Annotated in this window: 14 protein-coding genes and 1 pseudogene; 4 read left to right on the forward strand and 11 right to left on the reverse strand. The window is 53.8% G+C overall.

The window, feature by feature from the left end:
• Nucleotides 1-34: 34 nt before the first annotated feature.
• The 8 genes and pseudogenes from D5085_03305 to D5085_03340 form a co-directional block, all read right to left on the reverse strand.
• The gene (locus tag D5085_03305) at nt 35-1,039 is read right to left on the reverse strand and encodes a hypothetical protein (GenBank protein QEP42247.1); all 1,005 of its coding nucleotides are present in this window, start codon (nt 1,037-1,039) and stop codon (nt 35-37) included.
• Nucleotides 1,040-1,112: 73 nt separating this feature from the next.
• Nucleotides 1,113-2,096, reverse strand: a complete 984-nt coding sequence (locus D5085_03310; GenBank protein QEP42248.1) for a hypothetical protein — start codon at nt 2,094-2,096, stop codon at nt 1,113-1,115.
• A 73-nt stretch (nt 2,097-2,169) separates the two neighbouring features.
• The gene (locus D5085_03315; protein ID QEP42249.1) at nt 2,170-3,195 is read right to left on the reverse strand and encodes a hypothetical protein; all 1,026 of its coding nucleotides are present in this window, start codon (nt 3,193-3,195) and stop codon (nt 2,170-2,172) included.
• 74 nt (nt 3,196-3,269) lie between these two features.
• Entirely contained in the window at nt 3,270-3,452 is a 183-nt protein-coding gene (locus D5085_03320; protein ID QEP42250.1) for a hypothetical protein, read from the reverse strand.
• Nucleotides 3,453-3,547: 95 nt separating this feature from the next.
• A pseudogene (locus tag D5085_03325) lies at nt 3,548-4,446 on the reverse strand (hypothetical protein).
• 91 nt (nt 4,447-4,537) lie between these two features.
• The gene (locus D5085_03330; protein QEP42251.1) at nt 4,538-5,236 is read right to left on the reverse strand and encodes an orotidine-5'-phosphate decarboxylase; all 699 of its coding nucleotides are present in this window, start codon (nt 5,234-5,236) and stop codon (nt 4,538-4,540) included.
• Between the two features lie 75 nt (nt 5,237-5,311).
• Nucleotides 5,312-8,563, reverse strand: a complete 3,252-nt coding sequence (locus tag D5085_03335) for a PAS domain S-box protein (protein ID QEP42252.1) — start codon at nt 8,561-8,563, stop codon at nt 5,312-5,314.
• 32 nt (nt 8,564-8,595) lie between these two features.
• Complete coding sequence (locus D5085_03340; GenBank protein ID QEP42253.1) at nt 8,596-9,750, reverse strand: response regulator; 1,155 nt, start codon at nt 9,748-9,750, stop codon at nt 8,596-8,598.
• A gap of 306 nt (nt 9,751-10,056) precedes the next feature.
• On the opposite strand from D5085_03340, the gene D5085_03345 reads away from it, so the two are divergent.
• On the forward strand, nt 10,057-11,619 hold the full coding sequence (locus tag D5085_03345; protein QEP42254.1) for a BCCT family transporter: 1,563 nt from the start codon (nt 10,057-10,059) through the stop codon (nt 11,617-11,619).
• On the opposite strand, the gene rfbD is transcribed toward D5085_03345, so the two are convergent.
• Entirely contained in the window at nt 11,602-12,498 is an 897-nt protein-coding gene (gene rfbD / locus D5085_03350; GenBank protein ID QEP42255.1) for a dTDP-4-dehydrorhamnose reductase, read from the reverse strand. The genes D5085_03345 and rfbD overlap by 18 nt on opposite strands.
• A 133-nt stretch (nt 12,499-12,631) precedes the next feature.
• On the opposite strand from rfbD, the gene D5085_03355 reads away from it, so the two are divergent.
• On the forward strand, nt 12,632-13,354 hold the full coding sequence (locus D5085_03355; GenBank protein QEP42256.1) for a cytochrome C: 723 nt from the start codon (nt 12,632-12,634) through the stop codon (nt 13,352-13,354).
• 42 nt (nt 13,355-13,396) lie between these two features.
• Nucleotides 13,397-14,374 carry an ankyrin repeat domain-containing protein gene (locus D5085_03360; protein ID QEP42257.1) on the forward strand — a complete coding sequence of 326 codons (978 nt, stop codon included), beginning with the start codon at nt 13,397-13,399 and terminating at the stop codon, nt 14,372-14,374.
• On the opposite strand, the gene D5085_03365 is transcribed toward D5085_03360, so the two are convergent.
• Entirely contained in the window at nt 14,352-17,495 is a 3,144-nt protein-coding gene (locus D5085_03365) for an efflux RND transporter permease subunit (protein ID QEP42258.1), read from the reverse strand. The two genes, D5085_03360 and D5085_03365, sit on opposite strands and share 23 nt — an antisense overlap.
• Nucleotides 17,496-17,567: 72 nt before the next feature.
• On the opposite strand from D5085_03365, the gene D5085_03370 reads away from it, so the two are divergent.
• Nucleotides 17,568-19,595: a methyl-accepting chemotaxis protein gene (locus D5085_03370; GenBank protein ID QEP42259.1), complete on the forward strand. Its 2,028-nt coding sequence runs from the start codon at nt 17,568-17,570 to the stop codon at nt 19,593-19,595.
• On the opposite strand, the gene D5085_03375 is transcribed toward D5085_03370, so the two are convergent.
• The gene (locus D5085_03375; GenBank protein QEP42260.1) at nt 19,596-21,305 is read right to left on the reverse strand and encodes a protein BatD; all 1,710 of its coding nucleotides are present in this window, start codon (nt 21,303-21,305) and stop codon (nt 19,596-19,598) included.
• Nucleotides 21,306-21,330 lie beyond the last annotated feature (25 nt).

Genomic DNA, 21,330 nt, shown 5'->3' on the forward strand with positions numbered 1-21,330 from the left:
GGGGGGAGATTTGCTCTCCATAAATATCAAGGCGCTATTGCAAAAGCCCTAGAACCTGCCTCGCCTCCTGCTCGCTCATGCCGGAGGCTGTCAATACGGCAACGGCTTTGGCAAGGGCGCTCTCCTTTTTGGCAAGGGCACTCTCCTTTTCGGCAAGGGCATTCTCCTTTTCGGCAAGAGCGCTATCTTTCACTGCGAGCACACTTTTCTGTTCATTGATGATTTTACCTTGCTCCTCCAGCGCCCTCTCTTGCTCATCTAGCGCCTTCCCCTGCTCATCTAGCACCTGCTCCTGCATAAATATCTTCCGCTCTAGGGACTCTAACTCATCAAGCACCTCATCCTCTAGCTCCATCAGCTCCGAGACATCCTCTTCGACTATTGCCTGTCGCAGCCGCCGCACGACTCTACGAAACTCTTTGGGATAGTCAGCTTCGTCTAACTCCAGATAGTGGCGGCTATTGGCGAGCTGCTGACTCTGATCGAAGATACTCAGCAGCACCTCTAGCTCATTGCGCCGTTTCTGCTTTAGCTGGGGGATCTGAACAATATAGCTGTCGTGGCTTAGGCTCTCGATAAATAGCTCTTTTTTTTCTAGCTCTTTTTCGGTCGCAGAGTCGATATAGCGCCGCTCTACTCTCACCACTGGGCTATCGGTATGCGCTAGTGTGTGGCCGAGAAAGTAGATGCAGATAATCGGTAGTGGCTCACTCTTTTCACCCTTTTGATAGACATTGTTCTTATCCTGATAGTGGCTGCCGAGATATTTGCGAAAGCGCATAATGTCGGTCGGTAGTTTCGCTTTTTGAATCTCTATCAGCACTAGCTTTTCATTACCCTCTTTTTGGCGAATTTTGGCTGCAAAATCGACCCGAAATACGGTAAATTGCCCCTGAATCCGTTTTTTATGTTCGGTCGGTTTTAACTCCAGCGACTCAATCGGCTGGTTGATAATTTTCGATAGTAGCAGTTTGGCGATACGAAGATCGTCCAATAGATATCTAAAGACGACATCATACATCGGGTTAGCAACTTTCATTGTCTATCTCTCCTCTCTAACTCACTTTAAAACTCGCTTGGGGGGAGATTTGCTCTCCATAAATATCAAGGCGCTATTGCAAAAGCCCTAGAACCTGCCTCGCCTCCTGCTCGCTCATGCCGGAGGCTGTCAATACGGCAACGGCTTTGGCAAGGGCGCTCTCCTTTTCGGCAAGGGCACTATCTTTCACTGCGAGCACACTTTTCTGTTCATTGATGGTTTTATCTCGCTCCTTCAGCGCCCTCTCTTGCTCCTCCAGCGCCCTCTCTTGCTCATCTAGCGCCTTCCCCTGCTCATCTAGCACCTGCTCCTGCATAAATATCTTCCGCTCTAGGGACTCTAGCTCATCAAGCACCTCATCCTCTAGCTCCATCAGCTCCGAAACATCCTCTTCGACTATTGCCTGTCGCAGCCGCCGCACGACTCTACGAAACTCTTTGGGATAGTCAGCTTCGTCTAACTCCAGATAGTGGCGACTATTGGCGAGCTGCTGACTCTGATCGAAGATACTCAGCAGCACCTCTAGCTCATTGCGCCGCTTCTGCTTTAGCTGGGGGATCTGAACAATATAGCTGTCGTGGCTTAGGCTCTCGATAAATAGCTCTTTTTTTTCTAGCTCTTTTTCGGTCGCAGAGTCGATATAGCGCCGCTCTACTCTCACCACTGGGCTATCGGTATGCGCTAGTGTGTGGCCGAGAAAGTAGATGCAGATAATCGGTAGTGGCTCACTCTTTTCACCCTTTTGATAGACATTGTTCTTATCCTGATAGTGGCTGCCGAGATATTTGCGAAAGCGCATAATGTCGGTCGGTAGTTTCGCTTTTTGAATCTCTATCAGCACTAGCTTTTCATTACCCTCTTTTTGGCGAATTTTGGCTGCAAAATCGACCCGAAATACGGTAAATTGCCCCTGAATCCGTTTTTTATGTTCGGTCGGTTTTAACTCCAGCGACTCAATCGGCTGGTTGATAATTTTCGATAGTAGCAGTTTGGCGATACGAAGATCGTCCAATAGATATCTAAAGACGACATCATACATCGGGTTAGCAACTTTCATTGTCTATCTCTCCTCTCTAACTCACTTTAAAACTCGCTTGGGGGGAGATTTGCTCTCCATAAATATCAAGGCGCTATTGCAAAAGCCCTAGAACCTGCCTCGCCTCCTGCTCGCTCATGCCGGAGGCTGTCAATACGGCCACTGCTTTGGCAAGGGCGCTCTCCTTTTTGGCAAGGGCACTCTCCTTTTCGGCAAGGGCACTCTCCTTTTCGGCAAGAGCGCTATCTTTCACTGCGAGCACACTTTTCTGTTCATTGATGGTTTTATCTCGCTCCTTCAGCGCCCTCTCTTGCTCCTCCAGCGCCCTCTCTTGCTCATCTAGCGCCTTCCCCTGCTCATCTAGCACCTGCTCCTGCATAAATATCTTCCGCTCTAGGGACTCTAGCTCATCAAGCACCTCATCCTCTAGCTCCATCAGCTCCGAGACATCCTCTTCGACTATTGCCTGTCGCAGCCGCCGCACGACTCTACGAAACTCTTTGGGATAGTCAGCTTCGTCTAACTCCAGATAGTGGCGACTATTGGCGAGCTGCTGACTCTGATCGAAGATACTCAGCAGCACCTCTAGCTCATTGCGCCGCTTCTGCTTTAGCTGGGGGATCTGAACAATATAGCTGTCGTGGCTTAGGCTCTCGATAAATAGCTCTTTTTTTTCTAGCTCTTTTTCGGTCGCAGAGTCGATATAGCGCCGCTCTACTCTCACCACTGGGCTATCGGTATGCGCTAGTGTGTGGCCGAGAAAGTAGATGCAGATAATCGGTAGTGGCTCACTCTTTTCACCCTTTTGATAGACATTGTTCTTATCCTGATAGTGGCTGCCGAGATATTTGCGAAAGCGCATAATGTCGGTCGGTAGTTTCGCTTTTTGAATCTCTATCAGCACTAGCTTTTCATTACCCTCTTTTTGGCGAATTTTGGCTGCAAAATCGACCCGAAATACGGTAAATTGCCCCTGAATCCGTTTTTTATGTTCGGTCGGTTTTAACTCCAGCGACTCAATCGGCTGGTTGATAATTTTCGATAGTAGCAGTTTGGCGATACGAAGATCGTCCAATAGATATCTAAAGACGACATCATACATCGGGTTAGCAACTTTCATTGTCTATCTCTCCTCTCTAACTCACTTTAAAACTCGCTTGGGGGGAGATTTGCTCTCCATAAAATATCAAGGCGCTATTGCAAAAGCCCTAGAACCTGCCTCGCCTCCTGCTCGCTCATGCCGGAGGCTGTCAATCGTGTAGAGGCGGGGGAGGACTTATGACGCAATTCACTGTCCGGGGTATAGTTATGATAGCGGCTACAGTGGATCAGCGTCTGCCCAATTAACGCACCCGGAACTAGCCACCACCGATTCATCACCCACTCCTATCATCGACAAACATGACTGCCGGAGTAACTAGGCGAGTAAACCGCATCGTTCACCTCCGCCACTGACTCAGCTCCATCTATGGCTAACAGCCCCACACACTCACCAAACGGCACGGCCAGTGCCAAATCTTCTCCTCCCACGAGGTGGTCGCATCGCGGTCAAAAATCACCAAATGGCTCTCCTCCGCGCCACACTTATCACTGTAGTCGAGGGTCTGTGCTATCCCCTCCTCCACTATCTTCTCCAGTGATCCGTGCAAAATCTTTAGCTCTATCACCACAATCTGTACCTCCTGCCACTGGCCGTTATGTTCTCTCACCGGCCACTCGATGAGCAGGTCGGTACGACGCCGTCCGAGCGCATAGTCGCGGTTAATCCGTCCGCCGCCATTAATAATGCGCTGTAAAAACGCCTGCATCAGTAGCTGTGGCCCCGCCTCTTTGTAGGCAAAGCGCTGTAGCCAGCTTTCGGAGTTCTGCCGAAAATATAGCCGGTGCGCAGCTGGCGTAGCAGTGACACCAGGGTATCGCCGATGAGTGCATCAACTTCATCCAGTAACAGGACAATCGGTTTATCAGAATTGAGGTTCCACTGTTCCAGCAGATTAAACACCATCCAGTGATTGTCTCTATCTGACTGACTCTCAAACCATTGTATTAATTCGCTATTTTGGTGGTAGAGTCGTGCCGCCCTGGCGATGGCATTACAGATAGTACGATTACCCAAACTCACCTGATTGCGTGCTGTCTGTGCCGCTTCGATATTGACATAGAGCGCCAGATAGCGTCCCTCTTGATTGAGGGCTGTGACCATCTCCATCAGTGCCGTAGTCTTACCGGTTTGGCGCGGTGCGTGGAGCAGAAAATATTTCTGCCGCTCAATTAAGACTCGAACCTCCTCCCAATCAAATCGCTGAAATGAGGCAATCAGATAGTGCATATCGGCCTTCATCGGCCCTTCGGTGTTAAAAAATTTTTCCATTAGTTTGCTCGTTCAGCCATAACGAGTAAAGCCGGACTCTAAGCCTGTGCTAGCGATGGCGGCACACACGAAACGATGAACAAGGCTGGGGCTAAAGCGACAACTCCGCCTCAATTCGCGCTAGCGCCTCTAATGGCTCCTCTGCCGCTGTAATCGGCCGCCCTATCACCAAATAGCTACTCCCTAGCGCTACCGCCTGCTGTGGCGTGGTAATGCGGCTCTGATCATCTTTCGATGCCCAAAGTGGTCGAATGCCGGGAGTGACCAGCAAAAATGACTCTCCCCGCTGCCGACGCAGCTCTGCCACCTCTTTAGGCGAACAGACCACCCCATCCAAGCCACTCTCGGCGGCTAGGGCGGCCAGATGGCTCACCTGTGCTGCCACAGAGCGCTCGATGCCAATGTGTGCCAGATCGCTATCGGTCAGGCTGGTTAACACCGTCACCCCTACCAGTTTCGGTGGCTCTGCGACTGTCGCTAACGCATCGGCTGCCGCCTGTAGCATCTTGATACCGCCGCTACAGTGGACATTAACCATCCACACCCCCAAACTAGCCGCCGCCCGACAAGCTCCAGCGACAGTATTAGGAATATCGTGATATTTGAGATCGAGAAAGATCTCAAACCCCTGCCGCTGCAACTGCTCTAATAGCCGCGGTCCGGCTAGAGTAAAGAGCTCTTTGCCCACCTTTAAGCGGCAACGACTCGGTTCGAGTCTAGCACTCAGCGCTAGCGCCGACTCGGCATCGGGGTAATCTAGGGCGACAATCACTCTGGTTTCACTTCTCACATGAGACTCCTGACAGTTAACATTAATGTAATGGCAACCGGCGCCCCTCTGCCTATCCCCCTGTTTTTGGGGCTATTATAGCGACTGTAGATAGCGTTCAAGCGCCACTCTAGTCTCAGCATAGGCGTGCTGTAACGACTTAAAGTGGGTGGCAACCGCCTCCTCTCCCTGCTCATAGTCGAAATCCTCCAACTCTTCAGCTAGTTCAGCGACCCGAAGTGCGCCGACCATACGGGCCGGCGACTTCATTTTGTGGCCTAAAGAGGCCAACTCCTGCCACGATTTTGACCCAAATGCCTGCTCCATTCGCAACAGAGTATCGCTACTGGTGCGCAAAAAGGTCTCACTATAGCGACGAATCCGTTCGGTTTTACCGCGAGCTACCTGCTGTAGCACACTCCATTCGACTATCGCTTCGCCACTCGTCATACTCTCCTCCCGCAGCTCCTGTGGTGGTGATGGCGTAGGGGGGTGATCTCTTGTTGGGAGCGGTTTCTCTCTCCTGTCAAGACGCTGCGCTAAAAAAGCGATCAACTCCTCCGGATTGAAAGGTTTGGTAATAAACTCATTCATGCCGGCAGCAAGACAGTTATTCTTCTCTTCTAGGGTCGCATTGGCCGTCATGGCAAACACCGGCACCGATGAGAACGGCAGCGCTAACTGCCGAATACGACGGGTCGCCTCTAGTCCATCCATACCCGGCATCTGCACATCCATTAATACCACATCGAAGGGCTCTTTCGCTCCACGCAATAACTGTAGTGCTTGATGGCCATTTTCAGCGATGATCACCTCGGCCCCCTCCTCCTCCAGCAACTCTTGGGCAAACTGCTGGTTAAATTCGTTATCCTCTGCTAGTAGCAGCCGCAACCCATGTAGTCGATGCCGCCACTCCCTCGCCTGCACACTTAAGTAATCACTACCAATAGCCGAAGAGTCCAGTTGTTGTAACTGTACCGTAAACCAAAATAGGCTCCCTTGGCCAACCTCACTCTCAACGCCAATGTCGCCCCGCATCAGTTGCACTAGATTATAACAGATTGCCAGCCCTAGCCCCGTCCCCCCAAAGCGACGACTAGAGGAGCTATCTCCCTGTTTGAACGGCTGAAAAAGATGGCGCTGCTGCTCACGAGTCATTCCCATCCCGCTATCTTTGACGCTAAATTTAAGTTCAACCCATTTTTCATCCCCACTCGGAGCGGCTTGCAAGGTCACTCTCACCTCAATACCGCCCTCTTCGGTAAATTTCAGCGCATTACTAACCAAATTGATTAAAATCTGATCCAACCGTAACGGATCGCCACAATAGACATGCAGCTCCCCGGATGGCTGAATTACCTCAAAATTGAGCTGTTTATCCTGCATCGGTTCATAAAAGAGCGCCTCAACCTTATGCAGCAACGATTCGAGGCGGAAGGGGATATTCTCTAGCTCCAGTTTATCGGCCTCGATTTTAGAAAAATCGAGAATATCGTTAATTAACTGCAAAAGATGTTCGCCTGAGAGTTTAATCTTCTGCAAATACTCCTGTTGTCTAGGGGTCAGTTCGGTACGCAAAGTAAGGTGAGTCATACCGATAATAGCGTGCATCGGGGTGCGAATCTCATGGGTCATATTGGCTAGAAAGTCACTTTTTGCCCGATTTGCCTCCTCGGCAGCATCCTGAGCTCGCCGTCGCTCCGAGTCGATACTCTTTTGGGCAGTAATATCGCTAATAACCCCTAGATAGCTCTGCCCTAACGACTCATCTAGCTGTAGCTGGTGGATATAGACCGCTACATCAAACAGCGTCCCATCGCGCCGCTGCGCTTTGAGCTCGCGTCGGACATCTAACATGGCCGCCCCGCCCTTCTTAGCATATTCTAGGAGCGATAACCGCTGATCTTCTTGCTCCTCCACCGGTAACAGCAGCGCGACATCAGCCTTGAGAAGTTCGGCTTCACTATAGCCAAACAGTCGGGTAACCGCCTGATTAACCATTAAAATATGGCCGTGACTATCGATCTGCACCAGCGCATCGTTCATCGATTGCAAAATCGCCCGTAGCTGCTCCTCCCGCTGACTTAAATCACGAGTGCGGTGCACCACCTGCTGCTCCAACTCCTTGCGAATCGCTATCTCAGCCCGCTGCTGTTCGGTGATATCGCGCTGCACGGCCAGATAGTGGACAATCTCCCCCTGCTCAATAATCGGGGTGATACTCACCAAATCGGTAAAGACCTCCCCCTGCCACGAGCGATTCTGTAACTCCCCCTGCCACGGCTTGCCGGCTTTTAGTTGAGACCACATCTGCCGATAGGTCTCTTTTGGCGTTAAACCGGCGCTCTGTATCGACGGCGTTTTACCTATCACCCCGCTCTGTTCAAGACCAGTTTTATAGCTAAAGGCCTCATTGACAAACTCAATCCGCCCCTCAGGGTCGGTAATAATCACCGTCTCAAAACTTTGGTTAATCGCCTGATGCAGCATCCGATTGCGCTGCTGTTCAGTATTTAATCGCTGGTAAGGCTCGGTCACTGTGGTGGCAAATATCGCCCGATAGATAAAGGCAAAGGCGGCAAATTTATAGAGGTGCCCTACCATGTTATCGATATCATTAATCTGACCATATTGGGTAAAAAAGAGCTCTGCCACAGCCTGCATTATGGCAGCTAACGCGACCCAGTAGAGCGTCTGCGGCCCATCGCCCCTCTCCACTCGCCGCACTAGTTGTAGCGCGGCTAGGAGGTAGAGCGCGATTAATAGATACTCATAACCGATTTTAAACCAAGTCAACCCAGTGCCGGGCACAAAGGTATCGGGAAAATAGTCCAGATAGTTAATCACCACACAGCAAAATAGCGTAGCGAGCAGCGGTGCTAAGATGTAGAAGCTGCCGATACGCTCCTGCACGAGGCGGTGCCAGTGGAGTAGGCCACTCCAGGCCAACAGCAGCAGCACCACCGCCTCCACCGTTCGCGCTAGCAACCAAAAGGCGATCGCCTTTTCAGCACTGTTAGCGTTGATAAAGCCGCTAAGGCCGACATAGGAGAGCAGGTGGAAGCTATCTAGTAGCCCCACCAGCAGCATCCCCGCCCCCAGCAGCGGCAGATGGATATCTTTGCTCTGATGCCTCAATCCCCAAGCGAGTGCGACAATACTGACGGCGACCGAGATCGCCGCAATCTCTAGCAGCGCATGCACTGCACTATAGTACTGCGCGGGAATCGTCGCCTGCGGTAACGGCAATAGCAGCAGTACCACTGCCAACAGTAGTAACGGTACAACCCAGTACAGCGCCCCCTGCTGTATCAGAAAAGGGTACAGCGGGGAGTTGCGGTTAATCACAAAGGCTACCGTAGAGAGTCAAACTCCCCCCCCTAGCCCAAAAAATGGAGCGCAACAGCGGTTCCAATACCGATAATCGCGGCTGCGGCGGCAAAGAGGCCAATTTTGGCCGATAGCGGTGCCAGACGCTGCTCTATCCGCACTTCGAGTCGGGCAATGAGCTGTTCCGCCTCACTATTCGCAGCGGCAATCGCCTGCTGCGATATCGTCTGTGACGCTTGGGTAATCTCTTCGGCTACCGCCTGTTTCGCCTCTAAGCTGGCCACCTCCAGCGCTTTTAGTTCGGCACTCTGCTTTGCCGCCGTGATAGCCTCACGACTAATCGCCCCACTATCGACCACCGGTATCGCCTTAAGCTGCTGCTGTAGCGCCGCGACCCCCTGCTTTAATTGACTCTGTAGCTGCGCTAACTGCTGCTGCCACTGTGCACTCAGCGCTTCACTATCGACCGTCGGCACCGCAGCTAGCTGCTGTTCTAGCCCCGCAACGGCTGTTTGGAGCTGCTGCTGCCACTGTGCACGGTTCGACTCGATCGCCTCGCCCATCGCCGTCTCAAGCTGCTGCCGCCATCCTATCAATTTCTGCTCTAGCTCCCCCTGTAGCTGCTGTTGCAGGGGTTGCAGCGCCTGATTGACCACCGCTAATATCTGAGGTTGGCTCTCATGGTGCTGCTGTAGCTGATCTAGTCGGGAGGCGAGTTCGGACACGGCGCGAGTTACCGCAGCGCTAATCAGCGGCTCTAGCGCCTCAGTGTCGATAGTAGGTTCGCTCTCTAGCTCAACTGTTTCGAGAGGGCTCTCGGCTGCGGGCACGGCTAGCTGTGTGCTACACTGCTGCAATAGCTGCTGCAACGGCTCGAGTTGTGCCGGTTTAAGTAGCACCCCAACCGCCCCCGCCTGCTCGGCCTGCTGCTGATACTCCTCCCCCTCATGCGAGGTACACATAATAATCGGGATATCGGCCAACGCACTATCGGCCTTAATCGCCGCCACAGTCGCAAGGCCATCCATCCCCGGCATCATGTGATCCATGAAGATGAGCTCCGGCCGCTGCTGCTGCAATAGCTGTAACGCCTCCTCTCCCGATTCGGCCATTTCAGCCGAAATTCCCTCTTTTTTTAACAAGTTACGCAAAAAAAAGCGTGCTGATTTTGAATCATCCACCACCAATGCTGTTGAAAATGCCATGCGACCGCTCTCCTAATAATTGTCACGACTCATCTTCTGTTACGCCAAAGGAAGGGGCTATCGTAACCGTTATACCTGCTCACTGCCACTATATTATGAGCAGTTCAGGTCGGTTTAGCCGCACGGTGTGGGCTAGAAGCCGGTTTCATTCGGCACCTCCCCCCTAATCTCCTCTATTTAATTTGCATTCTAAATATTAGTGTGCGAGTCTATGGCGCTCTTTTTTAACCCCATAGCCGTTAGCCTCCCGCCACAGTTATTGAGGGCGAGAGCAGGGCTAATTAACCAAACATTGAGGAGTCGCCTATGAGTGATGAAGCTAGTGATAACGCTTTTGCAACCGATTATGAGTTAGGGCAGGATAATTTGCGCGTGCTAGGCATGGACATCCATAACCCTGTCTTTTTTATTAGTGCACTACTTATTTTAACTTTTGTGATCGGCACGCTGCTCTTCCCCACCAACGCCAATGAGATGTTAAATGGCGTTAAGGGGTGGTCAATCGATAACTTCGACTGGCTCTTCATCTGGGGAGCTAATCTGTTTGTCCTCTTTTGTGTTGCACTTATCTTTCTGCCGGTGGCTAAGATTCGCATCGGTGGCCCCGATGCTGTACCGGAGTTCTCTACCCTCTCTTGGTTTGCGATGCTATTTGCTGCCGGCATGGGTATCGGCCTCATGTTCTGGAGTGTGGCGGAACCGGTCGCCTACTACACCGACTGGTGGGGAACACCACTCAATATCGCACCTAATACCCCAGAGGCGGCTCATGCGGCGATGGGGGCAACGATGTTTCACTGGGGCTTCCACCCTTGGGCTATCTACGGTGTGGTGGCGCTGGCACTCGCCTTCTTTACCTACAACAAGGGGCTGCCACTGACGATTCGCTCCGCCTTTTTCCCTATTTTAGGCGATAGAGTCTGGGGGTGGCCAGGCCACCTTATCGATCTAGTTGCGGTTCTGGCGACTATCTTCGGCTTGGCCACTTCGCTCGGCCTCGGCGCTAAGCAGGCGGCAGGCGGATTAGAGTTTCTGTTCGATATTCCGAACCAAATTAATACCCAAATTGCGATTATTGTCGGTGTGACGGTCGTTGCCATCTTCTCTGTTGTGCGAGGGGTCAATGGTGGGGTAAAAATACTTAGTAATATCAATATGATAATTGCTCTTGCACTACTGCTATTTGTGATCTTTTTTGGGCAGGGGTTGGCGATTTTCGCCACTTTGTTTGATACCACGACCGCCTACCTTGGGCAGATTTTGCCGCTCAGTAACTCCTTCGGCCGTGAAGATGATAAATTCTTCCACGACTGGACGGTATTCTACTGGGCATGGTGGATCTCTTGGTCACCTTTTGTCGGCATGTTTATCGCCCGTATCTCTAAAGGACGCACAGTGCGTGAGTTTATGGTTGCGGTGCTGCTAGTGCCGACGGCTGTCACGCTACTCTGGATGTCAACCTTTGGTGGCACAGGGCTACAGCAGGTGCTCAATGGTGTCGGCGAGCTGGCTAACGGCCTCTCTAGCGTCCCGCTGGCGATGTTCCAGATGCTGGAAAATCTCCCTCTGGCAGGGATTACCTCATTTGTCGGCATTGTGTTGGTGCTCATCTTTTTTGTCACCTCTTCCGACTCCGGCTCGCTGGTCATCGATAGCATTACCTCCGGTGGGAAGATAGATGCGCCGGTAGTACAGCGCGTCTTTTGGGCCATCATGGAGGGACTCATTGCTGGGGCGCTGCTCTTCGGGGGCGGTACCGAGGCGTTAAAAGCGCTGCAGGCGGGGGCGATTAGCGTCGGACTCCCCTTTACATTGGTGCTCATCGTGATGTGTATCAGCCTCTATAAAGGGCTAAGAACCGAGGTGTAACGAGAGCAGTTGCGGCAGAATCTGCCGTAGCTGCAAGCGCCAGTTATCTGGCTCGATACCAAAAGTTTGTCGTAGCAGCGTCCCTTCGAGACGGGAGTTCGCAGGTCGCTTCGCAAGGGTGGGATACTCTGCTGTGGTAATCGCCGTCACATCGACAGCTCTCGCCCCCCCCTCCCCTGCGGTAGCGGCTTGAATAATCTCTTTAGCAAAACCGTGCCAAGTCGTATAGGGTAGCCCCGAAAAGTGGTAAGTTCCCCACGGTAAGGCACCCTCGCTATGGTAGCGCTCAACCAGTATCAGCAGCGTAGAGGCGATACCGGCCGCCGAGGTCGGCCCTCCCCACTGATCAGCGACGACCCGTAATTCGGAACGAGTTTGCGCCAATCTCAGCATGGTTTTGACAAAATTTTGCCCCTCAAGCCCAAACACCCAACTAGTGCGCAAAATAATATGTTTAGCTAGCTGCTGCCGCACTAGCACCTCCCCCTCCCACTTGCTCTGCCCATAGACACCGAGCGGAGCGACGGGATCGGTTTCGAGATAGGGCTCGCTGCTGCTCCCATCAAAGACATAGTCGGTAGAGATATGCAGTAGCGGAATATCGCGACTATGGCAAAGATGGGCTAACTGCCCTACCGCATCTCGATTGAGAGCAAAGGCGGCCTCCATGGCCTCCTCCGCCTTATCGACAGCGGTATAGGCCGCCGCATTGATCACTAGATCAGGCTTATGCTGCTCCAGTCCCTCCTCCAACGCGAGCGTATCACACATATCCAGTGCTGGACGCCCTAGAGCGATCAACTGATGGGGGCTCTGTCGGCCCTGCCGTTGCAGTTCGCTAGCGACCTGACCGCTAGCCCCAGTTACCACAATCTTCATCTTAACTCCTGCTTGGTAGTGATCCTGATTCCATCTTACACACAGAGAAAATCTCACACAACGGTTGCGGCCATCGGCGCTGCGAGTAATAATGGTCGGCAATAGACAATAAACATGGAGTAGGAGGAACACCATGCCTAAATTATCCCTCTCTCGCTGCCTAGCAGCACTCACCACACTGCTGCTACCGTTAGCCGCTATGGGTGAAATCAATACCCGCAGTCTCGCGGACAATAACGCCGCTGAGATAGAACAAGCGATTGAACTTAGTAGTGATCTTGTTGCCGGCGAAGCGCTCTTCTCCGCCGTCTGCGCCCGCTGCCACATCGATACCGGTCGTGGCATGGTGCCGGGCTTTGCCCGTCTGCGCCCCCCGGGCTACTTTCCCCAACTCGCCGGCCAGCACAAAAATGTGTTAATCAAACAGCTAGCCGATATTCGCGCCGGTAATCGCGACAACCCGACCATGTACCCCTACACGCTAAGTAAATATATTGGCGGCCCCCAAGATATTGCCAATGTGACCGGCTACATCGCCAGCCTCACCCCCCATCCAAACAATGAGCAGGGGTTTGGCAACGATCTACCGCACGGCGAAGCGCTCTATAAGAGAGAGTGCGCCGAGTGTCACGGCGACTATGGCGAGGGGAGTAACGACAAGTTCTACCCTCGTATTCAGGGACAGAACTACACCTATCTGCTACGACAGATGCTCTGGATTCGGGACGGTAAACGGCGCAATGCCAACGAGAAGATGGTGCGCCAAATTCAAAATTTCAGCTACGCCGATACCCAAGCGGTTATCGACTATACCTCGCGACTACCCGAACCGCCCAAGGATGATATTTTTCGCTAACTCTTGCTACCCCCTAACTCTAATTTTGTGGAGCTTTCTGACATGACCCTCTCTCTCTCACGCCCCCTTACCTCTCTGCTACTGCTCCTGTTTACGCTAAGCGCTGCTGCTGCCGCTCCCCAAGATCAGGCGCTGCTCGAAGCGGTAGCGGCTGACGACCTTAGCCAAGCAAAACAGCTGCTCGAAAGCGGTGCTGATCCTAATGCCGAGAGCCAATATGGCACCTTTGCGCTAGTCTTTGCGGCAGAACATGACAACATCGCCATGGCACAGCTACTACTAGAGTATGGCGCTCGCGCCGATGTTAAAACCAGCGACGGCTTTACCCCGCTAATTGCCGCCGCCGAACAGGGCGATGTCGAGCTAACCTCACTGCTACTAGAGCACGGTGCGAACCCCCACACCAAAACTCGCAAGGGCAAGGATGCGTTTATGTATGCTGTACAGGCGGGATTTGAAGATGTTTTAGCGATGTTAATCGGCTATGGAGCTAACATTAATACCTCAGATCGCGATGGCAAAACCTCGCTTATGGTCGCCATTGAGAGTAGCCAGTTCCATATTATGCAGATGCTACTCATGGCCGGTGCCGATACTCATATCGAGAGCAGTAACGGCACCACGCCCTTAATGATGGCGGCAGACAAAGAGGATCCTGCCTATGTCGAGGCGCTACTACTGCGGCAGGCCGATCTTCACGCCACAGATGAGAGTGGTGCCACCCCGCTCCATATCGCCGCATCAAGCGGCCATAGCGCCGTTATCGCAACCCTGCTCCAACAGGGTGCCTCTATCGATAAACTCGATAACGATAACTGGTCACCGTTAATGGCCGCTGCCTTTAATGGCCATGTTCAGTGTGTCACCCTGCTACTAGAGAGCGGTGCCAATCGGCAGCTACGCAACAACACCGGCAAATCGGCCGCCGATTTAGCGCGTCTAGCCCAAAAACGCACCCGCCATGACAGTCAGCACTATCAAGAGCTAGAGCAGATAGTTAAACAACTCTCCTCCTCTTAAATCTCAGCCCTTCACGGTTACATTGAAGGCGCAGATCATCCCCAATCAGATAGAGGCACGGCAGGGTAAACAGAATCAGCACAGTTGACACCAGCAGACCAAACCCAAGGCTAACCGCCATCGGGGTTAAAAAGGCGGTCTGATCGGTGGCAAAGAAGATCAAAGGCGACACGCCTAAAAAGGTGGTCATTGAGGTGAGAATAATCGGCCTAGCTCTGATCCGCCCCGCCTCAAGCAGCGCCTCAAACCGAGGGTGGCCTTCACGACGGTAGCGGTTCACAAAATCGATCAAGATTAGCGAGTCGTTAACCACAATACCGGCTAACGCCAAAAAGCCTATCATCGACAGAAACTGTAAGTTTAGATCGAGCAGCCAGTGGCCCATCACCACCCCAATCATGCCAAAGGGGATCGCCACCATCACCACCAGCGAATCGAGCAGCGAGTTAAACAGCGCCGTCAAAATCACAAATATCAGCAGCAGCGCAATCAGTAGCGCCAGCCCCATATCACGCATCGACTCCCCCGCTGCCCGCTTCTCGCCCAACCACTCGACCTTGAGATCGGGATGTCGTTGCTGTAGCGTCTCGACATAGCGCTCAATCTGTTCGGTCACCTGAAGCGGCGTCGCCACCTCGCTATCGACCTCCGCCGTTAGGGTCACCATTCGCGTTGCATTGCGTCGAGTAATATCACTCAAGCCCCGAGTCGCGACCACAGTAGCGACATCTCCCAAAAAGAGCACCCTGCCATCGGCTAGCGTCAAAGGGAGTCGCGCGAGGGCATCGAACTGTTGGCGATAGGTTTCGGCGTAGAGCAGTCGTAGCGCTATCCGCTCCCCTTGATGGTTAACCCGCACCACCTCCTCGCCCTGAAACGCCGCCCGCACCATTGAGGCTAGCTGCTGCTGGGTCAATCCTAACTGCCGCCCGCGCTCATTTAACCGATAGGTGAGCTCCTGCTTACCCTGACGCAGGTTATGGCTCACATCCGAGGTACCAACGAGAGTAGCGATATAGTCGCGCAGCTCATTAGCGAGCGGCTGTAGGGGGAGATCACCACTACCGCTGAGTCCGATCTCGATATCGGCTCCGGCCGGGCCACTGGAGGTTCTGACCACCGCCAACGACTCAATAGCGCTCAGTGGCTGTAGTCGCTGTCGAATCGCGCCGATAACCTCCTCAGCCGTGCGCACACGCTCCCCCGTCGGCGGCTGCCACTGTAGATTGAGCAGCGGAGCTATCCAGCGCTCAACCACCCCCTCCGCCCGCTGCGGCTTAAGATCGATAATGATCTGGATCTGATTCGAACCGAACTGCATCGTATTAAAGCCGACGAAGGTCACCCCGACATTGGTCAATAGACTCGCCAGCTCACTCTGATCCAGTTCAGCCATAATCTGCTGCTCAATCTTAGCCGCTAACCGCTCCGAATCGCTTAAACTGTAGTTAAGCGGCGCTTCGATATTGACAAAAAACTGCCCAGTCGAGACGGTACCAAAGAGCTGAAACGGCAGCCGAGTAGCGGCAAACAGCAGCGCTAACAGCAGCAGTGCGATAGTCGTAACCAACACCAGATAACGGTTTAATAACCCCCACTTTAACAGCGCCAAATAGCGCCGCATCAACCAGCGCCGCTCTTGGCCGCTTCGATTAGGCACCGAGCGAATCCACTCCTTAGCGTGGGAGGGTAAGACCCAAAACGACTCCCACAGCGATCCTAATAGCGCAAAGATAACCACCGCCGGAATCACTGCAATAAAGGCTCCCATCGTTCCCGACACCGTTAGCATCGGCAAAAAGGCGGCAATCGTGGTTGCCGCTGAGGCCATCACCGGCCAGAAGAGCTCCGTCGCCCCTACCACTGCCGCAGTGCGGTGATCAAGCCCCGACTCTAGGTGACGATAAATATTTTCCGTCACAATAATGGCATCATCGACGACCAAGCCTAGCGCAATCAAAAAGGCGAACAGCGATACCATATTGATGCTAAAACCGCTCAGCCACAGCAGCAAAATCGCCACTAAAAAGGCGATTGGAATCCCCACCGCCGTCACCAACGCCACTTGGCCATTGAGAAACAGCCACAGCGATAGCAGCACTAACACCAGCCCCACGACCCCCGAAGCCTTAACGGTATCGAGACGGTTTTTAACATAGACCGATAGATCACTAAAGGTACCCACCTGAATCGTCAAAGGTAGCTGCTGCCGTAGCTGCTGTAGGGTTCGATAGACCGCAGCGGCCACCTCAATCGTTGATCCCGATTCGGTTTTAGTAAGCGTTAAATTGACCGAAGGGTAGCCGTTATATCGCCCTAGTGTTGTCGCCTGCTCCTGTCGGAGTGACAATTTGAGTAGCTGATCCAGCCGCAGATAGCGCCCCTCCTCGCCATGTCGCACCGCAATCGCGCCAATCGCCTCAATATCGGCACCGGTTCCTAGCCCGCGCAGCAGAATGTCGCCCTCGCGCGATTCGATGCGCCCCCCCGGCAGATCGGCCACCGCAGCTACCACCGCCTGTTTAATCTCGGTTAAAGAGATGCCAAATTGAGCCAATTGATAGGGGTCGGCTTCGAGCCAAATTTCGTTCTGTCGTAACCCCGATGCCTCCACAGCCGCCACATCAGGTAGTTGCGCTAACTGCTGCTCGACCCACTCGGCGTACTCGAATAGAGTGTGACGAGCCACCCCACCATAGAGTGCCACGCTAATCACCGGAAAGCGGGTCTGCTGGCGCTGTAACCGGGGTAGTTCGGCCGCAGCAGGGAGATCGTCGAGACGGGAGAGGATAGCCTCAGCATCGCGCACAAACTCGTCAATATCACTCTCCGATGTCAACTCTAGCGTCAGCCGCGATAACCCCTCACTGCTTATTGAGGTGAGACTCTCTATATCGCTCTGCCCATTAAAGGCGCTCTCAAGTGGTATCGTAATCTGCCGCTCTACCTCCTCCGGTGAGGCACCAGCGAAGAGGGTGGTAATCTGCACCCGGGGCTGCTCTGTGGTCGGAAACATCTCCTGCGGCAACTTCTGCCACGCCATAAGACCCGCCACCCCTACTAGCAGTAGCAATAGATTGACTAGCAGCGGCCTATCGATGGCAAAGGCGATTGATGACATAGCTCTCCCTATCCTTACATTGAAGCGTTACGATTACCAAGTGTTTGGCCTATAATGGCACCAATTTAAAGATTGAGGAGGGTCGTTTTGAATAATCTCACCATTAAACAGCGCCTGTGGGGCTTTTTTGGGCTCATACTGCTGCTGTTGCTCATTGTTTCTGCTATCTCTTGGCGGGCATCGACTTCGATTCAGCAGCAGATGTCCCATGTCGTCAACACGATTCAACCGCTAATGCAGGAGGCGATGGCGCTGGAGATCAAGTTGCATAAAACCTCTTCGGCGCTCAACTACTTTCTCAAAAGCGGTATCGACAGCCACCAGCAGATCTACAGCCAGAACCTAGAGCGACTACTAGCTGCCTCTAGCCAGCTAAAACAGCATCAGATCGTTAGCGCCGATCGTGCGCTGCGTGAGCAGGTTGAGGCCATCGACGCCAATATCCAGCGTCTCGCTAGCTACAAGGCGCAACTCATTCGCTACGGTACCCATATGTCGGTCAATATGGCGGCGCTGGAGCTGATGAATGCCAAACTCAACCCACAGCTACTCCCTCTGACCCAAGCCCTGACCGATATGGTGCTGCTGCCGCCCGAAGAGGGGGCGAGTGGTAGCGAACTAGAGCTCTACGCCGAGATACAGCAGCTACGCTACTATATTATTCAAGCGGTCAGCGCCCTGCGTGGCTATATCGGTCTTCGTAGTGAGGCCTTTTTAGCCAATACCTCCTCCTATGTGCAGGAGGTACAACGGCTCCTAGAACAGCTAGATGGCCAGTTCGATGAGATGACATTTGAACAGCAGCTCGGGTTTGAAAAGGTGCTGGAGATCTCCGGCAGCTACTTTACCGATATGTTTGAAGTACTACAGATTCAGCGCAGCGACAAAGCCTATCGCGATGTCTATCTGTTAAAAACCGAGGTCGGCCCCCTGACCTTTGAGACCGAACAGCAGCTCAATCAGCTAGTGGAGCAGATGGAGCGGCAGATGAATCAGGCAAATAGCACCATGGTAGCGAAGGTAATCTCCACCGCCTGGACAGTGATTCTGTTTATGGGGGGGGGGATGGTGCTATTTGGCCTTATCGGCTGGTGGCTCAACTACAGCATCTCTAGCAAAATCGGTCGGGCGGTTGCCGCTATGGAGGAGATCGCCTCCGGCGAAGCGGATCTACAGATGCGCCTTAACGACAGCGGCAGAGACGAACTCGCACGACTAGGCGAGGCCTTTAACCGCTTTTTGCAAAAAATTGCCGCCACCATTATCGAAGTCTCAGCGGGTGTCAGCCGCCTCGATACCGCCACCGGAGGGATGCACCAAATTACCGACCATATTCAGGGGGCGATAGGTCATCAGCAACAGGGGGTACAGCAGATGGTGCACGCCATGGAGCAGATGCTCGACTCCTCTAGTATCGTCTCTAGCAAGGTTGAGCAGGCACTCTCACAGACAAAACGGGCTAGCAGCTCCGCCCACAGCGGTCAGCAGCAGGTGAATCGCACCACCTCAGCGATCAACTCGCTCGTCACCGAAGTGGAGCAGGCCACAGCGGTCATTAATGAACTAGAGCAGGTGTCGCTCCAAATCGGCACAGTGGTGACAACCATTGAGGGGATCGCCGAGCAGACCAACCTACTCGCACTCAACGCCGCCATCGAGGCGGCTCGCGCCGGCGAGCAGGGGCGCGGCTTTGCCGTGGTTGCCGATGAGGTGCGTACCCTCGCTAGCCGCACTCAGGACTCGACCACCGAAATTCAGAGCATGATTAACCGCCTCCAAAGCGCCTCCAATGAGGCGGTTGAGGTGATGTCCAACAATAGCGGCCAAGCAAAAAGTACCGTCACCGAAGCCGAAAATACCCGCCTATCCCTAGAGGAGATCGCCTCAGCCGTCGAGCATATTCGACTGGTCAACCAGGAGATTGGCGAAGCTAACCACTACCAGAACACGATTATCGACGAGGTGAACGCCATCGTTAACCGCCTCCGCTCAGTCGCCGACACCAGCGACAGCAATAAACAGGAGTTAGAGACCGCCACTGTGGAGCTAATTCAGCTCTCCAACCAATTAAAACGATTGGTGGACGGATTTAATCTCTAGTCACTGCGGACGGCAAGGGGGGTAGAGCGGCAGTTGCGGCGAAACGGGAGAGGGGGCGAGCTGTGGCCGCTGCTGTAGCTGTCGCCATAGCAGCTCGCCCCGCTTAGCGCTCCACGCCTCCCCCCGCTGATAGTAGCGTAGCGCGGTTAAACGGACAATCTCCTCCGCGACCGAGTCGGAGGCTCGTAGCGCCATCTCCCCTAGAGAGCGAGGCGGCCTATCGGGTGAGCAGAGTCGTCCCCACAACAGAAGTCCGCGCTCCGCCTGCGCCGGATCGCCACTAACGAGTCGTCGCCGAATCTGCCGTCGCAGAGCGATACCCTCTAGCCATCTAGTCCTAGGAGCGTGGCGGTAGTAGCGGTAGTGTAGCAACCAGAGCAGCAGCGTCACTAACCAGAGCGCCAGCCACAGCACTCCCCCATGACTCAATAGCTCTGCCCAGAGGCTGCTCGGCACCGCCCCTCCGGTACCCATCGCCGCCGCGCTCTCCCCCCCACCGCCACCCTCGATACCCGCCGAATCGTTCGCCGCCTGGGTTAGCGACTGCGAAGCGAGCGCCGGTAACACCTGTAGTCTGCGTGACGGCATAGTGGCCTGCTCTAACTGCCCGCTCTGGCTATTCCACCAGTGGATCACCTGTGCCGGAAAGATTAGCTCCCCCGCCTGTAACGGAATATAGGCGATGCGACCGATACGGCGCGAGATCACCCCCTCATCTCCGATCTGCTGCTCAAACTCGGGCCGATCGGGATAGACCTTCACCTGCTCGGGGTGGCTTAGGGTAATATCGGGCAGCTGGTTTAGCGTCACCCCCTCCGCCTCCAGCACCACGGTACGGGTTAGCGGCTCCCCCACACGAAGCGTCCTCGGCACCTCCCCCCAGTTATCGCTAAAGCTGAGGCGACGAGCCGGTAACCAGACCGAAGTCGAAGAGAGCTCCGGTTGCGCTTTAACCTCCAGCCGCAGCGGCTCAGAGAGGATACGCCTCACCTGCATCTTCTGGTTAAAGAGCTGCAATCCTAGTCTCGAACCGGCAGCCACCATCCCCTCAAACCGAAACGGTTTCAGCTCTAACACCCCCTCCTGCTTAGGAAACAGAGCGTAGCGCTGCTCAATCACCGCATAGCGCTGCTCGCCACGGCGCACCTCATAGCGGCGATCCTCCCCTAAAGGGACTACCTCCGCCTCCCCTTGGGCAAACTCCGGCCGAGTTAGGGTACCATTGCTAATGTTGATAGTACGCAACAATTTTAGCGTCACAACCACCTGCTCCCCGGGATAGAGGGTATCGCGATCACTCTCGACCTCTAGCAGCAGCTCCCCCTGTTGCGCCTCGCTATCGGCGACCCCCTCCCCGATATCGATCACTTTAGCCGGACTATTATCGCGCCCAAAACTGATAGGCGGAATCGTCAACTTGCCACTGCGGTTGGCCATTAGGGTTAAACTCCAAGTGTAGCTCTCGCTCTGGCGTCCATTGACCCACTGCGCCGACATGGCGCTATTGCGCGATAAGATCGAAAAGTCGCGCTGTAACGGAGTGAAATCGGGCTCGCCATCGGGCTCGCCACGACTGGTAAAAGAGAGGGTAAACGACTCATTTAGGCGCAGCGCCTCCCGATCAACCGACACCTCAATCGTCGAGGCCAGCGCCGACACCGTTTTAAACCAGATCACCAAGATCAAGCCTATCTGCCAGAGTAAAGACACTGCACTACCCCCTCTATGACCTCTA

Source organism: Ectothiorhodospiraceae bacterium BW-2 (genome assembly GCA_008375315.1).
Taxonomy (GTDB): Bacteria; Pseudomonadota; Gammaproteobacteria; order Thiohalomonadales; family Thiohalomonadaceae; genus BW-2.

What these genes read in the sequence shown, in the direction of transcription:
- D5085_03305 (QEP42247.1), bottom strand. Translation starts at nt 1,039, where the DNA reads ATGAAAGTTGCTAACCCGATGTATGATGTCGTCTTTAGATATCTATTG.
- D5085_03310 (QEP42248.1), bottom strand. Translation starts at nt 2,096, where the DNA reads ATGAAAGTTGCTAACCCGATGTATGATGTCGTCTTTAGATATCTATTG.
- D5085_03315 (QEP42249.1), bottom strand. Translation starts at nt 3,195, where the DNA reads ATGAAAGTTGCTAACCCGATGTATGATGTCGTCTTTAGATATCTATTG.
- D5085_03320 (QEP42250.1), bottom strand. Translation starts at nt 3,452, where the DNA reads ATGAATCGGTGGTGGCTAGTTCCGGGTGCGTTAATTGGGCAGACGCTG.
- D5085_03340 (QEP42253.1), bottom strand. Translation starts at nt 9,750, where the DNA reads ATGGCATTTTCAACAGCATTGGTGGTGGATGATTCAAAATCAGCACGC.
- D5085_03345 (QEP42254.1), top strand. Translation starts at nt 10,057, where the DNA reads ATGAGTGATGAAGCTAGTGATAACGCTTTTGCAACCGATTATGAGTTA.
- rfbD (QEP42255.1), bottom strand. Translation starts at nt 12,498, where the DNA reads ATGAAGATTGTGGTAACTGGGGCTAGCGGTCAGGTCGCTAGCGAACTG.
- D5085_03355 (QEP42256.1), top strand. Translation starts at nt 12,632, where the DNA reads ATGCCTAAATTATCCCTCTCTCGCTGCCTAGCAGCACTCACCACACTG.
- D5085_03360 (QEP42257.1), top strand. Translation starts at nt 13,397, where the DNA reads ATGACCCTCTCTCTCTCACGCCCCCTTACCTCTCTGCTACTGCTCCTG.
- D5085_03365 (QEP42258.1), bottom strand. Translation starts at nt 17,495, where the DNA reads ATGTCATCAATCGCCTTTGCCATCGATAGGCCGCTGCTAGTCAATCTA.